Genomic DNA, 19451 nt, shown 5'->3' with positions numbered 1-19451 from the left:
GACGTATACTTGTGAATAGGTTTGTCCGTTATACCAAACAGACAATTTTTTTACTGATGGTTTTTTGCGAGTGTAAATGGTAACCCTCCGGGAAACTTAAGGTATAGTTTTGTAATCACTAACCAAATCTAGTTTCATGCTGAAGAATAAAAGGGTTCTTATTGTAGGAGGAGCGTCCGTCTTTCTACTCATTCTGTTTTTCATATTCCGGGGTTCAGGCACGGGTATTTCGTCCGACATTATGGTTCCAGTTACCATCGGCGAATTTATCGTGGATGTGAATACTACCGGTGAGTTGGAGGCGAAGAACTCTACCAGCATCATGGGGCCTTCGGGGCTGAGAAACTACCGGATCTATCAGGTCAATATTCAAAACATTATTGATGAGGGTACTTACGTGAAAAAGGGACAATACATCGCCCGTCTGGATCCATCGGAGCTCACCACACGTGTGAAAGATACCCAACTGGAGGTGGAGGAGAAAGAATCACAGTTCATTCAAACCCAGCTGGACACTACTTTGCAAATGCGCGAGTCACGGGATGAACTCATCAACCTGGAATATGCAGTGGAAGAAAAGCGATTGGTGCTGGAGCAATCCCAGTTTGAGCCACCAGCCACCATCAAGCAAGCTGAGATAGAAGTCAATAAGGCCAAGCGTGCATTTGAGCAGGCCAAGGAAAACTATGAGATTAAAAGGCAGCAGAATGTGGCCAAAATGCAGGAAGTAGCCGCCAACAGAAAAAAAGTGAGGTTGGAACTGCAAGGCATGATGGATCTGCAGGAAAACTTCATTATCACCGCTCCCGAAGATGGAATGCTCATTTACCGCAAGGGCTGGGATGGAAAACCGATCAAGGAAGGGAGCCAAATCAGTGCCTGGGATCCCGTGGTGGCCACCTTGCCGGACCTTTCGTCTATGAACTCTGTGACTTATGTGAATGAAGTGGATATAAGACGCATAGCCATAGGACAGAAGGTAGATATAGGGCTGGATGCCTTTCCTGACAAGCGATTGACCGGTCTGGTGAAAAGAGTGGCGAATGTGGGTGAACAGCGACCTAACTCAGATGCCAAGGTATTTCAGGTCACCATAGAGATAGACAAGATCGACGATTCGCTTCGTCCTGGTATGACCACCAGTAATAAAATTTTCACCAATGTGATCCCGGAGACCATTTTCATCCCTTTGGAGTGCCTTCACAATCAGGAGGACAGTATCACTTATGTATATCTGAAACAAGGCCTGGGGTATATAAAGCAAGAAGTGCAGGTAGGAGAAACAAATGCCAACTCCGCGCAGATTTTATTGGGTATTTCGGAGGGACAGCAACTCTACCTATCTATACCTAACGGGGGAGATGAACAAGTTTCGTTACTCCCTGAGCTGGACGGCAAGCGAGGCAAAAAACAGGAGGAGACCCCTGCGGTGAAGGCCCCGGAACCAGAGCAAAGCAGGAAAAGGAAACCCAACGCCTGATGAATCAAAAGTTACTGATGAATCTATATATCGCCATCGAGGCGGTATTGGCAAACAGGATGCGATCCATTTTGACCGGATTGGGGATCATTTTTGGAGTGGCGGCAGTGATTGCCATGCTGGCCATCGGCAATGGAGCTCAGCAGGAGATACTAGATCAGATCAAACTCGTGGGGGTGAATAACATTGTCATCAGACCCGTGGTACCTCAGAGCGAGGAAAAGTTGACTGATGAAGATAACAAAGGAGAAACCCAGAAATTCTCACCAGGGCTCAGCTCAAAGGATACTGAGGCCATTCGGAAAGTGGTGCCTGGTGTAAGCATCATTAGCCCGGAAATTACGCTGGATACCTACATTATCAACAATGGGTTCAGGCGAACAGCCAAACTGGTAGGAGTGGAGCCGGCCTACTTTCAAATCTTCAATTTTGAGTTGGACAAAGGGGATATGTTCGCAGAGCGCCACCTCATCAGCGGAGAGCCCGTGTGCATTATTGGTAAATCGATAAAAGCTAAATTTTTCCCAACGGAAGATCCCATAGGTAAGTATATCAAGTGTGGAAACAACTGGCTCAAAGTAATCGGGATACTCAAGGAAAGGCTGATCAGTAAAAACAGTATCTCCAACCTGGGCATCAGAGATTACAACATGGATGTGTATGTTCCTTTGCAGACCATGCTCATTAGATACAAAAACCGCGCACTGGTAACTACCGAGATGCTCCGCAGGGCCAACTCCAACGATAGTGATGACGAGGAAGCCACAAAGAATCAGGATCCCAACTACCACCAACTGGACCGGCTGGTGGTGCAGGTGGATGAGACCGCCAAGATTGGCGCCACTGCCGATGTAATTAGCAGAATGCTCCAACGCAAACACTATAGTGTGGTGGATTTTGAAATAGAGATTCCTGAGCTTCTCCTGAAGCAGCAGCAGCGAACCAACGACATTTTCAACTACGTTTTGGGTGCCATTGCCGGAATATCTTTGCTCGTAGGAGGTATTGGCATCATGAACATTATGCTGGCCTCCGTACTCGAACGGATCAAGGAGATTGGACTGCGGTTGTCGCTCGGTGCCAAGAAGTTTGACATCATCAATCAGTTTCTGTTTGAAGCCATGATGATCAGTGTGTCGGGTGGCCTCATTGGGGTTATTCTCGGTGTAAGTATCGCAATTATGGTAAGTGCATTTGCAGATATTCCGACAGTGATCACCTTTTCATCCATTGTTTTATCCTTTGGTGTTGCTGCGGCGGTGGGGCTTATTTTCGGAATAGCCCCTGCCCGAAGAGCCGCTTCTCAAAACCCTATTGACTCCCTTAGATATGAATAAAATCGCCTTTTTGCTCCTGATACTGAGCCTGTCGTTTAATGCGTCAGGCCAAATCAGGCTTTCTCTTGTCGATGTGATTGATCTGGCAAAAGAGCAATCACCGTCAGCCAAAGCGGCCGAAACCAGAAAGAAGAACCTTTATTGGCAATACCGAAGTTTTAAATCAGATTATAATCCTTCACTCAACCTGACAGGTAATCTTCCGGGCTACAACAGGGATTTTTTCCAGGTTTCGCAGGATGACGGTACGTTTGCTTACAGGAGCCGTGAGCAGCTCTCTTCCAGTCTCAATTTGGGGCTAATCCAGCCTATTTCGGTTACAGGAGGAGAGATTAGCATCAATAGTAATCTGAATCAGTTCAATGACCTCAATGCCAGTTCGTCCACGATCAACCCCATCTACAACACCACATTATTCAATATTCAACTGGTGCAGCCGGTCTTTGGGTTCAATCAGCTGAAATGGGACAAACGTACCGAACCGCTCAGGTATGAAGAGTCTAAACGATCCTATGTAGAGGAAATGGAGTTTATTTCGCTGCAATCGACCAATCTGTATTTTGATTATATGGATGCCCAAATCAATCTGCAAATTGCACAGTTTAACCTGGCGAATAATGACACCATTTTCAATATTGAGCAGGGAAGATACAACATCGGCACCACCTCCAAGGACAAGCTGCTTCAGGTAGAACTACAGCTGTTACGCTCCAAACAAGACGTAGCTCAGGCCAATCTTGATCTACAGACCTCCCGGCTCGCACTGAGAAGGTACATAGGGGTACAGGACTCCACTGCCAGCAAGTTGGAGTTATTGATCCCAGAGGAGCTTCCTGAGTTTTCCATAGAGCTGGACAAAGCTTTGACCTATGCTAAGCAAAATCGGGCGGATTATATTGAGTTTGAGCGAAGGAGAGCTGAAGCCGACAGAGATGTGGCCAGTGCCAGGGCCCAGCGGTTTCAAACCAACCTGGTAGCTTCATTTGGATTGAACAATGCCGCAGGAGACCTTCCACAGACCTACAACAATCCGAATGATCAGCAGCGGGTAAACCTGACCCTCAGTGTACCGATACTCGATTGGGGCAGGAGCAAGTCGCGGGTGCAAACCGCTTTGGCCAATCAGGAGTTGACGCAGTATACGCTGGATCAGGAAATCCAGAACTTCGAGCAGGAAATTATTACCCTGGTGAGCAGAATGGATGTGATCAGGCTACAGGTGGAAATCACCAAAAAGTCAGATGAGGTGGCTCAGGAACGATATGAGGTAGCTCAAAACAGGTACCTGATTGGTAAAATCGACATTACCAACCTGAACATTGCCCTGACAGAAAAGGACAATGCCAGAAGGAGTTACATTGGCGCGTTGAGGTCTTTCTGGGCCGCCTATTTTGACCTGAGAAGGTTGACACTCTATGACTTTTTGAATGATGAGTTACTTTATCAGGAACTTGACTAGGTTCAGTTTTCTGATTTCGAGATCTGTGGCTGAGCCAGATTGGTATTTCCCCTCTTCGTAGGCATCCCATGCACTGGTAGCCAGGTAATAAAGCGTATCTCCAACAATAAGTCCCTGCGTGGGTTCGCCTTTAAGAGAGCTGTTTTGCTCAATAATTTTGATTTGCTCAACCTTATGCTTATCGAACCTGATGCAAGCAACCCGCTTGGGTTGGGTACCATTCTGGAAGCTGATGATGTGGTCCTGATAAGACAAAAGTCCGTCCGTACCCTTTTCAGAGTAGAGGTTATTAGCACTGAATTTCTTCAGAGATTTTGATTTCAAATCGAGTGAATAAAGACCTGTCAGGTAATCCGAAATGAGAAGTTGGTCTCCAGATTTTGATAACCCCTGAAGGTTCAGCAGTGTACCACTCAGGTCAGCAAACACGCTATAACCGTCTGGTCGCAGTTCGTAAATTTTGTTACCTGCACCATCTGTCGCCAGTGCAGTACCATTGTCTATACTGATCAGGTCTCCCAGGGTAGCCTCGGGTATCAGGTAGGAAAATTTCACCATTCCTGTAGTGAGGTCAATGCCAAAAACTGACGACATATTTTGGAGCGTATCCGCGTAGCCCTGCATTTCCGGGAGGGCCGCACTGCAAACCCAAAGCATGTTAGATCGACGATCTATGTCTAATCCCATGACGGAATAGAGCCGGGGTTCATCAGCCAGGAATTCTTTGGCGATACCATTTTCGTACCGCAAGATTCGTCGGGTGTTGATGGTGCCAAGAAAAAAGGCTCCCGAGTTTTCATCATACGTTATGGACTCATAATGATCTTTCTTTTGGCTCAAACTGAACCCCAGGGCATAATTGATCATCTTCTTGGTGGATTCGGCCACTTGTTCCGACAGCTTCTCGTAGGGTTCATACCCTTTCAACGAGTCAAAATCAGTGTCTTGTTGGTAATCCAGGCTGGCGTTCATTCTGAGAAAAGCGCTTAAAGCATTTACAGCCTCTTCCTTCTGAGCATTTATCGCATAGGCCGATGCCAGGTTATAGGCAAGGGCTGGATGGTTCGGCCTGATTTCATTGGCTCGAACAGTATATTTCAAGAAAGCAATGTATTCACCGGCTTTGTAGGCCTCTACGCTCAGTTGGTAATAGGTACGTAAACTATCCATTTGTCCAAAGGACAGCTGGGAGCACAGGATGAGAAATATCAATACAAAATGACGCATGGTAAGGTTGGTTTGTAGATAGGACCAATGAGTGGCAACATCCCCATCGCAATTGTGATAAGCGTGCCGAGAGAAATATAAGCTGATAATTAGGCATTTGAAAGGTGAGGGTTAGTTTTGCAGACCAAATTTACATTATGGCTTCATTGACACCATTTCATCTGGCAGTGCCCGTCTATGACCTGAAAGAGACACGTGCCTTTTATCGGGATATACTGGGGTGCCCTGAAGGGCGCAGCTCCGATCATTGGGTAGATTTCAATTTGTTTGGACACCAGTTTGTGATCCACCTCAAGCCCAAAGAGCGGCATGAGTCTCATCACAATCCGGTGGATGGTCATGATGTGCCGGTTCCCCATTTTGGTGTGGTCTTGGAAATGAGTGACTGGGAGGACCTGGCCGCCAGGCTAAAGTCCAGAGGAGTGGAATTTGTCATCGAGCCGTATGTGCGGTTCAAAGGTGAAGTGGGGGAGCAGGCAACTATGTTTTTCAAGGATCCTTCCGGTAACGCATTGGAGTTTAAAGCATTTAAAGATATGAACCAGATTTTTGCCAAATAATGCCAGTGAATCCAAAATACAGAGCGCTTACTCAAGATGAGCTGGGCGGGCTAGAGAAGGAATTTGTTGATTACCTGATCGTGAATGGCATAACGGCTGATGATTGGGTAAAGATCAAGGACGAGGAAAAGGACAAGGCTGAAGACATCATTGTCTTATTCAGCGACGTGGTTTTTGAAGGCGTGATGCGAAAGGTGAAGTTCCTGGAGTTCAGGGAAAAGTCTGACCTCAAAGCCTTTCAGTGCCTGGAAGAAAAAATCATTTTGGTGGGAATGATGAGCGAAAATCGGGAGGTAGATTTTACTGAGAACGAATACCTGGAAACTGCAGCCCAAAATCCTCCAGGGGGAGTAAAAGTCTACACCACCGAAAAGCCGTACTCCAAGGTGAGAGAATTGGAACTCTTTGAGATGATTCAGGCAGGGTGCTCCATTTCGGATGGTCGGGTGTTTAAGGCGCTGTTGATGGCTATGAATAAGTAGATTGCATCCGGGCATAAACAAAGAAGGGCGTTCATTTGAACGCCCTTATGTTTATATCGAATCTTAATGAAGTTCCTTATGGTTTGAAGTTGATCTTTCTCATTCTCAAAGACAATGGAGTCACTTCCACATATTCGTCTTTGTTGATGTATTCCAGGGCCTCTTCCAATGAGAATTTCTTCGGTGGAGCAATTTTCATGCTGGCGTCAGTACCTGACTTACGCATGTTGGTTAGCTGCTTTCCTTTCTGCACATTCACTGCCAGGTCATTGGCACGTGAGTGCTCTCCGATCACCTGACCTACATACAGCTCATCTCCGGGAGCAACGAAAAACATTCCTCTGTCCTGTAGCTTATCGATTGCATACGCAGTACCGGGGCCTGTTTCCATTGAAACAAGTGAGCCATTCAAACGCTCCGGTATTTCACCTTTGTAAGGCTCGTATCCATTGAACCTGTGTGTCATCACCGCCTCACCAGCAGTAGCTGTCAGTACCTGATTTCTCAATCCGATCAAGCCACGGGCCGGGATATTGAATTCAAGGTGCTGAATGTCACCTTTTGGTTCCATGATGGTCAGTTCACCTTTTCTTTTGGTGACCAGCTCGATGGCCTTCCCTGATACATCTTCGGGCACGTCGATAACCAAATGCTCGATAGGCTCGTGTTTTTGACCGTCTATTTCTTTGAAAATCACCTGAGGCTGACCAACCTGAAGCTCGTAGCCTTCACGTCTCATGGTTTCTATAAGTACTGACAAGTGAAGTACACCTCTACCATACACCAGGAATTTATCCTCACTGTCCGTAGACTCTACTCTCAAAGCCAGGTTTTTCTCTATTTCTTTCATCAGTCTGTCTCTCAAGTGTCTTGAGGTGACAAACTTGCCTTCCTTACCGAAGAAAGGAGAGTTGTTAATGGTGAAGAGCATGTTCATGGTTGGCTCATCCACACCTACACGCTCCAGCGGTTCCGGATTGTCAAAATCGGTGATGGTATCTCCTATATCAAAGCTCTCAATACCAGTCACAGCACAGATGTCGCCACACCCAACTTCCTGAACGCTTCGTTTGCCCAGTCCTTCAAAAACGTGAAGTTCTTTGATTCTGACCCTTTTGATGGTATCGTCGCTTTTTGTGAGGCCAAGGCTTTGTCCCACTTTGATTGATCCCTGGTGGATTCTTCCAATGGCAATTCTACCGGTGAAAGCAGAAAAATCAAGCGAAGTAATTTTCATTCTCAAGACACCTTCTTTCTGCTCCGGAGCAGGAATTTCTTTCAGGATGGTATCCAAAAGAGGCTCCAGGTTATCTGTAGGATTTTTCCAGTCATGACTCATCCAACCATGCTTGGAAGAACCATAAAGGGTAGGGAAGTCCAACTGATCTTCTGTAGCATCCAGGTTAAACATCAGGTCGAATACTTCCTCATGCACCTCGTCAGGACGACAGTTTTCCTTATCCACTTTGTTGACTACCACGATAGGCTTCAATCCAAGCCCCAAGGCTTTGCCCAATACGAATCGTGTTTGAGGCATAGCCCCTTCAAAAGCATCCACGAGCAAAAGCACACCATCAGCCATACTCAAAACACGCTCTACCTCACCGCCAAAGTCGGCGTGACCAGGAGTGTCAATGATGTTGATTTTCGTTCCTTTGTAGTTAATGGATACGTTTTTTGAAAGAATCGTGATCCCACGCTCTCTTTCAAGATCATTGGAATCCAGGATGAGTTCATTGTTGTCCTGAGATCTTTTCGCGTCATTTGCCTGAGCCGCGTAGATGATCTTGTCTACCAATGTGGTTTTGCCATGGTCAACGTGTGCGATGATGGCGATATTTCTAATATTTGTCATGCGTTGTCTAAAAGAGCGCAAAAATAATAGGTATTACCTCAAATATGTGAGTTCCGGTAAAAAGAATTCGTTAATCTTTCGCGAGGCATCAACCATTTGGAAGATTTGAGATAAATAAATAAGGTGATGCATTTGACATGCTTGTTCTAAAACTAAGTTTCCAACAAACTATATTTAACGATGGATAAAAGAGCATTTTTAAAGAAAGCCAGTTTGGTGACCGTACTGGCCAGTTTTGGGCTGACCATCGAAAGTTGCTCATCTGATGACGAACCAAAACCCAGCGGTTCAACTAAAACCACCATAGACTTAAACGCTTCTCCGTTCTCCAGCCTCAAGTCTCCCGGGGGATGGGTGCTACATCCCACCCAAAAAATCCTGCTGGTGAATGTTGGGGGTACTATTAGTGCCTTTTCCAGTGTCTGTACGCATGAAGGTTGCTCTACCGATTGGAGTTTTAGTGGTGAGTTCTTATGCGGCTGCCATGGCTCCAGGTTCGATACCTCAGGCAATGTTACCAACGGCCCTGCGTCAAGGCCACTTACGAGAATATCCGTGACAAGAGACGATGATACGCTCACATTGGGATAGGTGACTTATCTTGCGGGGATAACACTGCCAATGTATGAAACGCTTGCTGAAAATCCTGATCTTCCCCCTGGTCCTTTTTTTCATCTATTTCTTTGGGCCGAGACCGCAGTTTGATGAGTTGGAAGCTCCAAATATTGAGCTGATGGATATTTCGTTGGATAGTCTGGATCGCTATGTTAAGGGAAAAGACCTTAATATTCCTGACTTGAAACCAGGTAATGAATCCCTGATAGTATGGGCGGATAGTGTTAGGAAGACGAGGTATAGTGTGGTTTACTTACACGGCTTCTCCGCCAGCCCGATGGAGTCCAACCCGACGCATTTGAATTTTGCCAAAGCGTTTGGATTCAATATTTACCTTCCGCTGCTGGCCGGCCATGGGCGCAAGAGCATTGAGTCCTTTGCTGACCTTCAGCCCAATGATCTCATCCGGGATGCCAAGGAGGCCATTGCCATTGGCCAGCTGATAGGAGAGGATGTCATCGTGATGTCATGTAGTACCGGTAGTACATTGGCTATTTATCTGGCGGGCGAAAACAAGGAGCTGATTGACGCTTTGATCATGTACTCTCCAAATATTGCATTGAAGGACCCGACCGCTCAACTCGTGACGGGACCCTGGGGTAGCCAGATCATACAATGGGTGGTGGGGCCATATTGGAATCCCAATGCTCCGGATGAGGATGGTGATGCACAAAAATACTGGACAAGGACCTATCGAACCGAGGGGCTTATAGCCCTACAGTCATTATTAGACCAGACCATGACTCCAGAGGTGTTTAAGGCAATTACTCAACCCTATTTTGTAGGGTATTATTATAAGAATGAAACGGAGCAGGATGGAACCATCTCCACCGAGGCGATTCGCTCGTTTGTTTCGCAGACAGCCACACCAGAGTTACAGAGGATGGTAGTAACCTTTCCGGATGCAGGAGAGCATGTGATTGCCAATCCTTTGAAAGGCCGGAGTGTACAGCAGGTGCAGGACTCCACCGCCCGATTTGCTGAGCAGATTCTAAAGTTGAATCCTATGATGTGAGTTGATCCGTTGTCATATTAGGTTGACTTTTAACCCCGCCGCAACCTCCCGGTTTATTCAGGTGATCCCCTTTTGTCATTGATAGAATTCCTGATGCTTGACTGCATTTTCAGATTACTTCAATATTATCTTATATTACCGTTTTATTAACTCAAATTAAATTTTCACCAAATTAAATGTTTGACAAGTTCCTTGAAGGCAATCAATATTATGACTATCCTTCATTTGAGGTGGCCATTTTTTCCCTCTTACTCGCCCTGGTACTCAGTACCTCCATTGCCTACATCTACAGATTTACAAATGGTGATGAGTTCTATTCCAAAAGCTTTTTTCAGGCGATGGTTTTAAGTGCACTGGTCACCTCCATGATCATGATGGCGGTGGGCAACAACCTCGCGGTGGGATTTGGCATAATAGGAGCGGTAGCGATTATCCGTTTCCGTACCAATATTCAAAACCCGAGAAATGTTATTTTCATTTTTGCCGCACTCTCCGTAGGGATTGCATCCGGAGTGTATGGGTACGCTGTGGCCATTGCCGGCACCATTATTTTCTGCATTACCGCCTTGCTTCTGTATTGGTCACCAGCTGGGGGGAAGATGAGTCACAGGTTTGAGGTGATTTGCCAGTCTTCCGATCATGAGCTGATTCAGGAAGTCAAAGCCTATTTGATGGCCAGGAGCAAGTCGTTTGACGAACTGGAGTTGCGAAAGCGTACGGAGCTGAACAACCGCTACGAATACCTCATCTTTCTTGAGGATGAAGCCCATATTTTAGAGATTTTCGAATATCTCCAATCTCTCGAGGGAATTTCCGATGTGCGAATAATCAAGAAACCAATCCCTGAACAACTTTAAGTTACATGAGTAAAAAATTGTTTGTATTGATCTGGATTGCATTGGGAGTCTCCCTGGCAATCATTTCATTGAGGTATAAAAGCAGGACAGAAGCGTTGGTGGCTGTGGTAGAGTCGCAGGTGACTGCAGTAAGCTATCAGAAACCGGTAATTATTGAGCGAATCTATGTGATTCCCGGGCAGGAGGTCAACGTGGGAGACACCCTGGTGGTGGTATCCCGGCCGGACCTTAATCTCGATATTGAAAAAAAGACCAACGAGCAGGAACGCATGATTTCAGGAATTGTTCAGGCAAATCAAGACTTTTTGAGTAAAAAAGAGCTTTTGACCCTGGAAAGAGAGGGTAAAATCAACCGACTAATAGCTGAGCGCAGTGAGCTCCAGACAGAGCTGAACCAACAAACCCGTATCCGCCAACAGCTTTCAGGAGGGGTGCTTTCCACTACGGCAGACTCGTTGAAAATCATTCAGTTGAAAGCCATCGAAACAGAAATATCTGACTTGAAGCGATACTATGCCCAGGAGATACAGCGTCAGCGGTTGCAGCTAAACGAACGTTTGGAAATTCAGAAGAAGGAGATTGAGTTGATCGAAAAAGAACTTCAGGCGCTTTACGATGAAAGGAACACACTGGTGAAGGTGGCTAAGTTTCAGGGAATTGTGGGAACGCTTGATGTGCATTTGGATGAGCTTGTGCCAGCGTTTAAGACACTTTTGTCAATCTATGAATCTCATCCGTCTATTATCAAAGCCTATATCAATGAGCGCTTTACTTCCATGGTGAAGCCTGGAGATACGGTGAAGGTGGTTTCTGAAAACCGGCTGTATAGCATTACCGGGTATGTAAAGGAGCTTGGAGCTCGCATTACGGCATATCCTGGCAAAATTCAGTCGCCAACGGCCAATGCCGTGAGTTACGGCCAGGAGATCTTCATCAGCATCCCAACAGATAATAGCTTTCTGAATGGCGAGAAGGTGTTTGTGTATCCTCAGACATCTATAGCCCCATGAAAAGAGCGGTTTTCATGTTTGGTCTCGCGTTGACCACTGCGTTGACTAGTCTCGGTCAGGGGCAAATGGAATTCCTGAGCGCTCCGATTACAGATGAGGAATATATAATCGTCCAAATGACGGAGGACTTCCTCTCTGATCACAAGTTTGGTTCACCATGGTTGCGGGACCTGGATTTTAGGGTGCGTTCCTCCGGATCACAGATCGGTATAGAAGAGTATAGAATGCGATTGGGCCTTATCAATCCCCTGGAGATTAAAGCCAACAGGGACTATAAACGATTGGTGGATCAGCAGTTTGGTGCAGAAAAGCGGGAAGTCCTCAACGACGTAATGTTGCGCAGGTATGAAATCCTTCTGGAACATGCCTTTCTCAGTGGAAAAAGTGGTCTGCTGGATATGCGTCAAAATGAACTTCAGAGCCAATCAGAGCTGCTGCTGGGGGCTCAGGGATCGCTAAACGACCTGATCGATGTGGAAGAGTCTCTGACTAAACTGGGGCTTGAAGGCATCGATATTGATCACAAAATTGAATTGGTGATGTCATCTGTTTCTACCTCAGGTGTGCAGAATTTGGACTGGGGAAGTTTTGACATCATCCCGGTAGACTCTATATGGCAACGCGCACAAGAAATAGAATGGTCAAACGGGATACTGCATGATCAGGCCCGGCGATCTTTAGCCCTGAAGGAACAACTGCTAAAAATTGATCGTGCGGAAGCTTTCAGTAACCTTGGTTTCATTCAAGGCGAGTATGACCTTGATCGCGGAGACCTACCGGCAGACCATCTGGGGTTTCAGGTGGGTTTGACCATTCCCATTTTTAACTCCGATAAACCACAACTGGAGCGCAAGAAGCTGGCATTGATAGACGATCAGGTGGAGCTACAGACGTCTGTGAGTGTGGAGAAAGACCGGGTGAACAACATCCTCTCTGAGATGGGAACCTCCTATTTGCAACTCCAGCTACTGAAGGAGCGATCTGAGAAGCTGAATGAGTACCGCCAACTGAATAGTGAAATATCAGGCGACCTGGATACTTACATTAAATTATCAGAGCTGGAATATTTCATGAGCGAAAAATCCCTGAACTACGAATCATCACTTCGAATGAACTATATCCGACTTTTGCACCTCAAGGGTAAGCTGGCCGAGACGCCACTGATCAATTATTTGTCGGTAGGAGAGGTGTCTTTTGAGTTAAAATAGAAGCAACTGATTGACGGAAGGGTATATCCGTCAATCAGAAATGCCATATTATGCTTCAGTGATCACCACTTTCTCCATCACATCATCTTCTCTGATGGCATCAATTACTTCCAAACCTTCAACCACTTTTCCAAATACGGTGTGATTCCTATCCAGATGGGCAGTGTTTTTTCGGCTATGGCAAATGAAAAACTGTGAGCCACCGGTATTTCGGCCTGCATGTGCCATAGAAAGTACACCCCGGTCGTGATACTGATTGTCACCATCCAACTCACAATCAATGGTATATCCTGGCCCGCCTGCTCCGGTTCCTTTAGGGCAACCACCCTGGATCACGAAATCAGGTATCACGCGATGAAATGTCAATCCGTCATAGAACCCTTTCTCTGCTAAAGAGATAAAGTTAGCTACAGCTTTCGGAGCGTCTTTTTCAAAGAAATTGATTTTCATCACACCCTTTTTGGTATGTATTTCTGCTTTTTTCATTGGTATGGTTATTTATGAACGCCGCAAAGGTAAACGAGGCTCATTAAATAGAATACCTTTGTGGCTTAATAAGGTGCACAATGTCATTACCACTAGTCGAAATAGGCAGAATCAATAGCCTCGAGGTTTTAAAATCCACTGAACAGGGGCTGTACCTCGGGGATAGTGTCGAAGAGATACTCTTGCCGAACAAGTACATTCCCGAAGGACTGAAAATAGGGGACTTTATAGATGTTTTTATCTATACAGACTCTGAAGATCGCTTGATTGCTACCACCCTGACTCCAAATATCATGCGTGGGGAGTTTGCCTATTTGAAAGTAAAGGACGCCACTTCCTTTGGTACTTTTATGGATTGGGGGTTGGAGAAGGACCTGTTGGTGCCCTTCAAGGAACAATTGGAGAGGATGGATGTGGGTAAGTCCTATCTGGTTTATATGTACCTGGACAATGTCACCGATCGCTTGGTAGGTTCCACACACCTCAATAAGTTTGTGGAACACGATCATATTGAACTGGAAGAAGGTGAGGAAGTACAGATACTGGTAGGCAATGACACAGACCTTGGCTTTCAGTGCATCGTGAATGGGAAATACAAAGGCCTGGTTTATAAAAATCAGATATTTAAGGACATCCAACCGGGAGACCTCACATCAGCTTTTGTGAAGCAAATAAGGCCCGACAATAAGATAGACCTGGTGTTGGAGCGCACTGGGCATGAAAGTATTGAGCCCAATGCTGAGAAACTTTTTGAGGTGCTGAAAAAAAGCGATGGCTTCCTGCCTCTTCATGATAAGAGCGAACCTGAAGAAATCAAACGTCTGCTCCAAATGAGTAAGAAAAATTTCAAAAAAGCACTGGGTACACTCTATAAAAAGCGCCTCGTAACCCTTGATGACAAGGGAGTTACCCTGAAGTAGGTAAAATCTGTTTAAAACATTATTTGGTGAGTAGAGTTTACTAACATAATTGTCAGAGATCAGGTGGGCTTGGGAGCCCTCACTGCCGCTGATACGAAAGAACACCGCCAAATGAAAAACAAGATTAACATCCTGCTGATAGATGATCATCCCATGATCAGAGATGCCATCCGGCTATATTTTTCCACAAATGAAGAAATCGAAATTCTGGATGAAGCCAATAATGGACAGGAAGCCCTTCAGAAATTAAAAGAAAAAACCTTTGATCTGATTATAACGGATATGGCCATGCCCGATATGAACGGAATGGAGTTTTTGACTGCTCTTCAGGAGCAGCAGATTGAACAGGACGTTCTGGTGGTTTCCATGATTAATGAGGTTTCCCAGATCAAAAAAATGATCAGCCTGGGCGCCAAGGGTTATGTGTTGAAGAATAGTCCAAAAGAAGAGATCCTCAAAGCCATCAAGGCCATTAGTGCGGGAGATAACTATTATTCCCGTGAAGTATATGACATCATCATGGGGCAGTTGGCAGGCCGGAAGCCCGCTACACAGCGTATATCCTTGGAAGTAACCCTTACCAAACGAGAAAAAGAGATTGTAAAGCTGATAATGGAGGAACACTCCAACCAGGTGATTGCTGACATGCTATTTATTAGTGTGAGAACCGTGGAAGCACATAAGCGCAACATTCTTGAAAAGACGGGGTGCAAGACCATGGCAGGCCTGGCTATATATGCCATTGAAAAAGGCATCATTTGATTCTTCAGCGCTTTGATTTATAGGCAATTCACCTATTTTTTCACAATCAGGATAACACCCTAAAATTTCTTTTTGAGGCTAAATACATTTGTATCACTAGCATTAAAAAGGATGGTCGGAAAACGTGATCTTATTCGGAATACAGAAATAGTTCTTATCTCATCTAGTCTCACTGAGGTAGATATGATGGTGAGCAACTTGAAAGTTTCTGAGGAGACCTGTGACTTAATATGGTTGAGGGATAGCCATCGAACATTTGATTATTTAAGTTCGATGGGGCTGTACAAAGGAAAACAGTTCGGTGGTCAGGCCCGAATGTTCATTCTTGGCGAAAATTTCCCTGAAATTGATCCCATCCTAGACTTGTTGCAATGTGATCATCGATTTTTAAGTTATCCTGTTTATCAATTTGCAATGAACGCGTAATGCTTATGTGAAAGGATGTTGCAGAGACGGAATTCGATATTTGCTTTACTAAACAGATCTAACAATATGGGCTTTTTGGTTTAGGTACTCACACTAAAATCCCACTTTTTATAATAGATACCAGTGCGTGAGCACGTGAAAGTCGGTCCCAGGGCCGGCTTTCTTTTTTTCTACTTGGCAGAGTTACTTCTTTCTCTTAGTTTTAGCTACTTCTTAAAACTAAACATCCCATGTACAAGCTCCTCATTGTATTGCTCATTGCTCTGGCCATCACAGGCTGCTCTGAAAAGCCCACTGCCAACTCAGAAAATAAACCATCGGCCTTCAAATGGGAAAATGCAACAGTTTATTTTTTGTTGACCGATCGCTTCTATAATGGAAATCCTGATAATGACATCAGCTATGACCGCAAGCCAGACGGGGCTTTGTTGAGGAGTTTTATGGGGGGAGACCTGCAGGGGATCAGAATGAAAGTAGAGGAAGGGTACTTCGATGACCTTGGCGTGGATGCCATCTGGTTTAATCCGCCTGTGGAGCAGATTCATAGTTATGTGGACGAGGGCACCGGAAAGACATATGGCTATCATGGGTATTGGGCACGTGATTGGACGGCCATTGACCCTAATTTTGGAACGATGGAGGATCTCAAAGACCTGGTTAGGGTGGCTCACGAACATGGGATCAGAATACTGATGGATGTGGTGGTGAACCACACCGGGCCGGTTACTCCAGAGGACAGTCAGTGGCCGGATGATTGGGTGCGAACAACTCCCCAGTGTACTTATAGAGACGCTGCTTCCACCATCGCCTGTACGTTGGTGGAGAACCTTCCTGACATCCGAACGGACAGTGATGAGGAAGTTGAACTTCCAGATTTTCTGATTGAAAAATGGACTGAGGAGGGGCGTTTGGAGCAAGAATTGGCCGAGTTGGATGTGTTTTTTGAAAGAACAGGATACCCCAGAGTACCTAGGTTTTATGTCATGAAATGGCTCACTGACTATGTGCGGGAGATGGGAATCGATGGCTACCGGGTAGACACTGCTAAGCATACAGAAGCTTCCATTTGGGCCGACCTCTATAAGCTTGCAAGTGAGGCCTTCAGGGATTGGAAGTCGGCTTCACCAGCAGAGGTGCTGGATGATCAGGACTTTTTTATGATGGGTGAGGTCTATGGATACAGCATCCAGAATGGTCAGAACTATTTCTATAACGCTGAGGACAGTGTTAACTTTTTCCGGAATGGCTTCAAGAGTCTCATCAACTTTTCCATGAAAGAAGATGCAGGCAGAGTGCCGGAAGCGGTTTTCTCATATTATGCCCATCAGCTTAACACCAGCCTTAAAGGATATACGGTGCTCAACTATGTGAGCTCTCATGATGATGGCGGGCCTTTTGACAGAGAAAGAACCAAAACCTACCTGGCTGGCACCATGCTGATGCTGACTCCTGGCCAGGCTCAAATATATTATGGGGATGAAACTGCCCGACCACTTCTGGCAGAAGGAGCAGCGGGGGATGCCAACCTTCGCACCATGATGAACTGGGGCGATCTTAATGACCAGGAGACTCAGGACTTGTTGTCACACTGGCAAAAACTGGGGAAATTCAGACAAGAGCACGTGGCCATAGGAGCGGGTAAGCATCAACTACTCAAAGATACACCGTATACCTTTTCAAGGACCTACAGCGGCGCAGATACGAGCGATCGGGTGATTGTGGTGATGGACAATGATGGTGGCGCGGTGACAACCGGTGGAATCTTCACGGATGGAGAGGTGGTCACTAATTACTATACAGGTGAAACCTCGGAGGTGAGCAACGGAGAAGTGTCTTTTGAAAAGGGAGACGGCCTACTTTTAATTGGAAAACGTCCTTAACAAAAAAGCCCTTCAAATTCAATTTGAAGGGCTTTTTACTAGATTTTTCTAACTTCAGCGTTGATGTTATAATCTTTCACCAATTCCTGTGTAAACTTCATGTGACCATGAGGTACAAATATTTGAAATTTGCCTCGCTTCATCGTTGCCAGTGTTTCCAGCAATTTCCATTTGTTAATCAGATCATTCGGATTGTCCACTTTGGTAGAAATTTCAAAGTAAGCTTTTCCGTCGTTTTTCGTTGCCGTCACATCTGGAGTAAAATTTACATCTTTGGTTTGCCCAATCAATTGGTAAGGGGATTCATATTCGCTCAGATCAGCTCTGATATTTTCGTAACCCTGTTTCTTAATGTTTTCGATTACGCTTGATAATAATTCTTCGTAAGAAGTTTTACTCCTAGTTTGTTGAAGCATAGGTATTTAAAATTTATGATTTTTTCGTTTGTCGAAGTGCAGCTGCCTAAGTGGCAATTTTTCAGTGCATTAAATAATCCACTAAGTTAAACAATAATATAACCAGATTGTTTTAAACCGGCATTAATCTTTTCTGGCAGGGGTAATCATGATGTGAGCGCGATGAGTGCCGGGATCCATGATCCAGGGGCCACCATCAGACATTGGGCCTGTGGGCAGTCCGGTCTCCTCTGCCGTGGCAAAGGGTATGTACACGACATATCTCAGGTAAGGATTGATGGGGCTGCCGTTTTCATCCAGATCGGCCTGATAGACCGTCAGCGTAGACTTGTCAGGGATCACCAACTGGCCGGATTGGGCTTCGGCTTCTCTGGTAGCGAAGATTTCATCAAGAGATTTACCCATGGCTTTCAATTCACGCCCACGGGCCATGAAGGGATCAAGGTCTTTGTGGTACGCGACCACACTAAATCCTTCTTTGGCAGGATCATCCCCAATACATACCAGGTGATTGGAACCCTCACGGAGCAAAACGAATGTTCCGTTCTCGTCATATCCATACACTGTGGCATTTTCACGGTGTGCTTCTGGTGCAGCCAGAGTGGCCCATTCTAGATTAGTCTGAGCAGACGATGGTGCGGCACCAGAAAGAATGACGACAAAAAAGAGGAGCAGGCTGAATGGCTTCATGGTTCTTTGGGTTTTGGGATTTAATTTACCAAAAATTAGATAGACCAACAATTTGCTCGATCTGATAGTGATTTAGAATGAGCTATATTCTCAATTCTACCATCACTTTCTCAAAATGATAATTTCTCTGATTTGAAACTTAATTTAAACCTTACCCTGTAAGTTTGGAATGCTATTTGCATGAGCAGATCAGTCTTGGAAAGTGGAGAAATTTAATATCATCTTTCAAGAGATAACGTTTAACGATCATGATAAACCAATGAATAAAATGAGACACAAAAAAATGAATTTTTCGCTGATCAATACCACTCTTTTGCTGGCGCTGATTGTAGGCTTCTCAGCTTGTAAAAACAAGAAGAAGGTCGCCGAAGTTTCAGACCCACAGGAAGTCAGAGCACAGATAGAAGAAGAGCTGGCCGAGGATCAACCGGAGGAGTTGGAAGAGCCTGAGCGAATAGCAACGAAGGAGCCTAATAAGTCTCAAAAACTCGAGAATTACTTTACGGCCATAGCGAACGCTCCTTCAGCCACCTCGGCCAATGGAAGTATCAGCGAGGCACTGACCATGTTTGGCAGACCCGATGCACCGGTGCTTATCGTGATTTACAGGAAAGACGGCACAGCTGACTATGACGAACCCACCACCATTAAAAAGTACCTGGAATACCTGAAGGATACCGGCAACAACAAGGCCAAAGTGGAAGAAATGGTGTTGGATGACTATGGTAAAATCAAAGAGTTGGTGCTCAAGAAATAAACCCAAATA

19 protein-coding genes are annotated in these 19451 nt (G+C 45.4%); 14 read left to right on the top strand and 5 right to left on the bottom strand.

All coding sequences use genetic code 11. The features are described 5' to 3' along the window. The first annotated feature begins 136 nt into the window (after positions 1–136). Genes RIH33_RS02500 through RIH33_RS02490 form a run of 3 tightly spaced genes read left to right on the top strand, consistent with a single transcriptional unit; the run spans position 137 to position 4276 of the window. Complete coding sequence (locus tag RIH33_RS02500; RefSeq protein ID WP_406653450.1) at positions 137–1480, top strand: efflux RND transporter periplasmic adaptor subunit; 1344 nt, start codon at positions 137–139, stop codon at positions 1478–1480. Continuing rightward, positions 1480–2817, top strand: coding sequence for an ABC transporter permease (locus RIH33_RS02495; protein WP_406653448.1), 1338 nt, complete (start codon positions 1480–1482; stop codon positions 2815–2817). Before RIH33_RS02500 ends, RIH33_RS02495 begins: the two co-directional genes overlap by 1 nt. Further along, the gene (locus tag RIH33_RS02490) at positions 2810–4276 is read left to right on the top strand and encodes a TolC family protein (protein ID WP_406653447.1); all 1467 of its coding nucleotides are present in this window, start codon (positions 2810–2812) and stop codon (positions 4274–4276) included. The genes RIH33_RS02495 and RIH33_RS02490 overlap by 8 nt, the downstream gene beginning before the upstream one ends. Here RIH33_RS02490 and RIH33_RS02485 read toward each other — a convergent pair. Then, entirely contained in the window at positions 4253–5503 is a 1251-nt protein-coding gene (locus tag RIH33_RS02485; RefSeq protein WP_406653446.1) for a hypothetical protein, read from the bottom strand. The genes RIH33_RS02490 and RIH33_RS02485 overlap by 24 nt on opposite strands. 137 nt (positions 5504–5640) lie before the next feature. On the opposite strand from RIH33_RS02485, the gene RIH33_RS02480 reads away from it, so the two are divergent. Together RIH33_RS02480 and RIH33_RS02475 are read left to right on the top strand one after the other, a co-directional pair. Continuing rightward, the gene (locus tag RIH33_RS02480) at positions 5641–6063 is read left to right on the top strand and encodes a VOC family protein (protein WP_406653445.1); all 423 of its coding nucleotides are present in this window, start codon (positions 5641–5643) and stop codon (positions 6061–6063) included. A 5-nt stretch (positions 6064–6068) separates the two neighbouring features. Then, positions 6069–6545: a DUF6495 family protein gene (locus RIH33_RS02475; RefSeq protein WP_406653443.1), complete on the top strand. Its 477-nt coding sequence runs from the start codon at positions 6069–6071 to the stop codon at positions 6543–6545. Between the two features lie 76 nt (positions 6546–6621). On the opposite strand, the gene typA is transcribed toward RIH33_RS02475, so the two are convergent. Further along, entirely contained in the window at positions 6622–8400 is a 1779-nt protein-coding gene (typA, locus tag RIH33_RS02470; RefSeq protein WP_406653442.1) for a translational GTPase TypA, read from the bottom strand. Between the two features lie 180 nt (positions 8401–8580). Here typA and RIH33_RS02465 point away from each other — a divergent pair, with 180 nt between their 5' ends. The 5 genes from RIH33_RS02465 (at position 8581) to RIH33_RS02445 (ending at position 13105) form a co-directional block, all read left to right on the top strand. Further along, positions 8581–8991: a ubiquinol-cytochrome c reductase iron-sulfur subunit gene (locus RIH33_RS02465; RefSeq protein WP_406653441.1), complete on the top strand. Its 411-nt coding sequence runs from the start codon at positions 8581–8583 to the stop codon at positions 8989–8991. Positions 8992–9025: 34 nt separating this feature from the next. Next, on the top strand, positions 9026–10030 hold the full coding sequence (locus RIH33_RS02460) for an alpha/beta hydrolase (protein ID WP_406653440.1): 1005 nt from the start codon (positions 9026–9028) through the stop codon (positions 10028–10030). 176 nt (positions 10031–10206) lie between these two features. Continuing rightward, entirely contained in the window at positions 10207–10887 is a 681-nt protein-coding gene (locus RIH33_RS02455) for a DUF4956 domain-containing protein (protein WP_406653439.1), read from the top strand. 5 nt (positions 10888–10892) lie between these two features. Next, the gene (locus tag RIH33_RS02450; RefSeq protein ID WP_406653438.1) at positions 10893–11897 is read left to right on the top strand and encodes an HlyD family secretion protein; all 1005 of its coding nucleotides are present in this window, start codon (positions 10893–10895) and stop codon (positions 11895–11897) included. Then, positions 11894–13105, top strand: coding sequence for a hypothetical protein (locus tag RIH33_RS02445; RefSeq protein ID WP_406653437.1), 1212 nt, complete (start codon positions 11894–11896; stop codon positions 13103–13105). The genes RIH33_RS02450 and RIH33_RS02445 overlap by 4 nt, the downstream gene beginning before the upstream one ends. 48 nt (positions 13106–13153) lie before the next feature. Here RIH33_RS02445 and RIH33_RS02440 read toward each other — a convergent pair whose 3' ends face one another. Beyond that, a complete protein-coding gene (locus tag RIH33_RS02440; protein WP_406653436.1) occupies positions 13154–13591 on the bottom strand; it encodes a peptidylprolyl isomerase in 438 nt (145 codons plus the stop codon). Between the two features lie 80 nt (positions 13592–13671). Here RIH33_RS02440 and RIH33_RS02435 point away from each other — a divergent pair, with 80 nt between their 5' ends. From RIH33_RS02435 to RIH33_RS02425, 3 genes are all read left to right on the top strand, one after another. After that, a complete protein-coding gene (locus RIH33_RS02435; RefSeq protein WP_406653435.1) occupies positions 13672–14511 on the top strand; it encodes a S1 RNA-binding domain-containing protein in 840 nt (279 codons plus the stop codon). A 111-nt stretch (positions 14512–14622) separates the two neighbouring features. After that, positions 14623–15273, top strand: coding sequence for a response regulator (locus RIH33_RS02430; RefSeq protein WP_406653433.1), 651 nt, complete (start codon positions 14623–14625; stop codon positions 15271–15273). 656 nt (positions 15274–15929) lie between these two features. Beyond that, on the top strand, positions 15930–17579 hold the full coding sequence (locus tag RIH33_RS02425) for an alpha-amylase family glycosyl hydrolase (RefSeq protein WP_406653432.1): 1650 nt from the start codon (positions 15930–15932) through the stop codon (positions 17577–17579). Between the two features lie 38 nt (positions 17580–17617). Here the strand turns inward: RIH33_RS02425 and RIH33_RS02420 are convergent, their stop codons facing one another. Both RIH33_RS02420 and RIH33_RS02415 read right to left on the bottom strand, forming a co-directional pair. After that, positions 17618–17995 carry a hypothetical protein gene (locus RIH33_RS02420; protein ID WP_406653431.1) on the bottom strand — a complete coding sequence of 126 codons (378 nt, stop codon included), beginning with the start codon at positions 17993–17995 and terminating at the stop codon, positions 17618–17620. Positions 17996–18118: 123 nt separating this feature from the next. Continuing rightward, entirely contained in the window at positions 18119–18685 is a 567-nt protein-coding gene (locus RIH33_RS02415; protein WP_406653429.1) for a hypothetical protein, read from the bottom strand. A gap of 268 nt (positions 18686–18953) precedes the next feature. On the opposite strand from RIH33_RS02415, the gene RIH33_RS02410 reads away from it, so the two are divergent. Beyond that, complete coding sequence (locus RIH33_RS02410) at positions 18954–19442, top strand: nucleoid-structuring protein H-NS (RefSeq protein WP_406653427.1); 489 nt, start codon at positions 18954–18956, stop codon at positions 19440–19442. Positions 19443–19451: the final 9 nt, after the last annotated feature.

This window comes from Marinoscillum sp. (assembly GCF_040222955.1).
Classification (GTDB): Bacteria; Bacteroidota; Bacteroidia; order Cytophagales; family Cyclobacteriaceae; genus Marinoscillum.
This window is presented reverse-complemented; position numbering and strand designations above follow the sequence as displayed.

Excerpts from the sequence above, each read along its gene's own strand:
- RIH33_RS02430 (WP_406653433.1), top strand. The coding sequence starts at position 14,623 with ATGAAAAACAAGATTAACATCCTGCTGATAGATGATCATCCCATGATC.
- RIH33_RS02445 (WP_406653437.1), top strand. The coding sequence starts at position 11,894 with ATGAAAAGAGCGGTTTTCATGTTTGGTCTCGCGTTGACCACTGCGTTG.
- RIH33_RS02420 (WP_406653431.1), bottom strand. The coding sequence starts at position 17,995 with ATGCTTCAACAAACTAGGAGTAAAACTTCTTACGAAGAATTATTATCA.
- RIH33_RS02440 (WP_406653436.1), bottom strand. The coding sequence starts at position 13,591 with ATGAAAAAAGCAGAAATACATACCAAAAAGGGTGTGATGAAAATCAAT.
- RIH33_RS02425 (WP_406653432.1), top strand. The coding sequence starts at position 15,930 with ATGTACAAGCTCCTCATTGTATTGCTCATTGCTCTGGCCATCACAGGC.
- RIH33_RS02500 (WP_406653450.1), top strand. The coding sequence starts at position 137 with ATGCTGAAGAATAAAAGGGTTCTTATTGTAGGAGGAGCGTCCGTCTTT.
- RIH33_RS02465 (WP_406653441.1), top strand. The coding sequence starts at position 8,581 with ATGGATAAAAGAGCATTTTTAAAGAAAGCCAGTTTGGTGACCGTACTG.
- RIH33_RS02455 (WP_406653439.1), top strand. The coding sequence starts at position 10,207 with ATGTTTGACAAGTTCCTTGAAGGCAATCAATATTATGACTATCCTTCA.
- RIH33_RS02415 (WP_406653429.1), bottom strand. The coding sequence starts at position 18,685 with ATGAAGCCATTCAGCCTGCTCCTCTTTTTTGTCGTCATTCTTTCTGGT.
- RIH33_RS02480 (WP_406653445.1), top strand. The coding sequence starts at position 5,641 with ATGGCTTCATTGACACCATTTCATCTGGCAGTGCCCGTCTATGACCTG.
- RIH33_RS02460 (WP_406653440.1), top strand. The coding sequence starts at position 9,026 with ATGAAACGCTTGCTGAAAATCCTGATCTTCCCCCTGGTCCTTTTTTTC.
- RIH33_RS02410 (WP_406653427.1), top strand. The coding sequence starts at position 18,954 with ATGAGACACAAAAAAATGAATTTTTCGCTGATCAATACCACTCTTTTG.
- RIH33_RS02435 (WP_406653435.1), top strand. The coding sequence starts at position 13,672 with ATGTCATTACCACTAGTCGAAATAGGCAGAATCAATAGCCTCGAGGTT.
- RIH33_RS02495 (WP_406653448.1), top strand. The coding sequence starts at position 1,480 with ATGAATCAAAAGTTACTGATGAATCTATATATCGCCATCGAGGCGGTA.
- RIH33_RS02450 (WP_406653438.1), top strand. The coding sequence starts at position 10,893 with ATGAGTAAAAAATTGTTTGTATTGATCTGGATTGCATTGGGAGTCTCC.
- RIH33_RS02485 (WP_406653446.1), bottom strand. The coding sequence starts at position 5,503 with ATGCGTCATTTTGTATTGATATTTCTCATCCTGTGCTCCCAGCTGTCC.
- RIH33_RS02490 (WP_406653447.1), top strand. The coding sequence starts at position 2,810 with ATGAATAAAATCGCCTTTTTGCTCCTGATACTGAGCCTGTCGTTTAAT.
- typA (WP_406653442.1), bottom strand. The coding sequence starts at position 8,400 with ATGACAAATATTAGAAATATCGCCATCATCGCACACGTTGACCATGGC.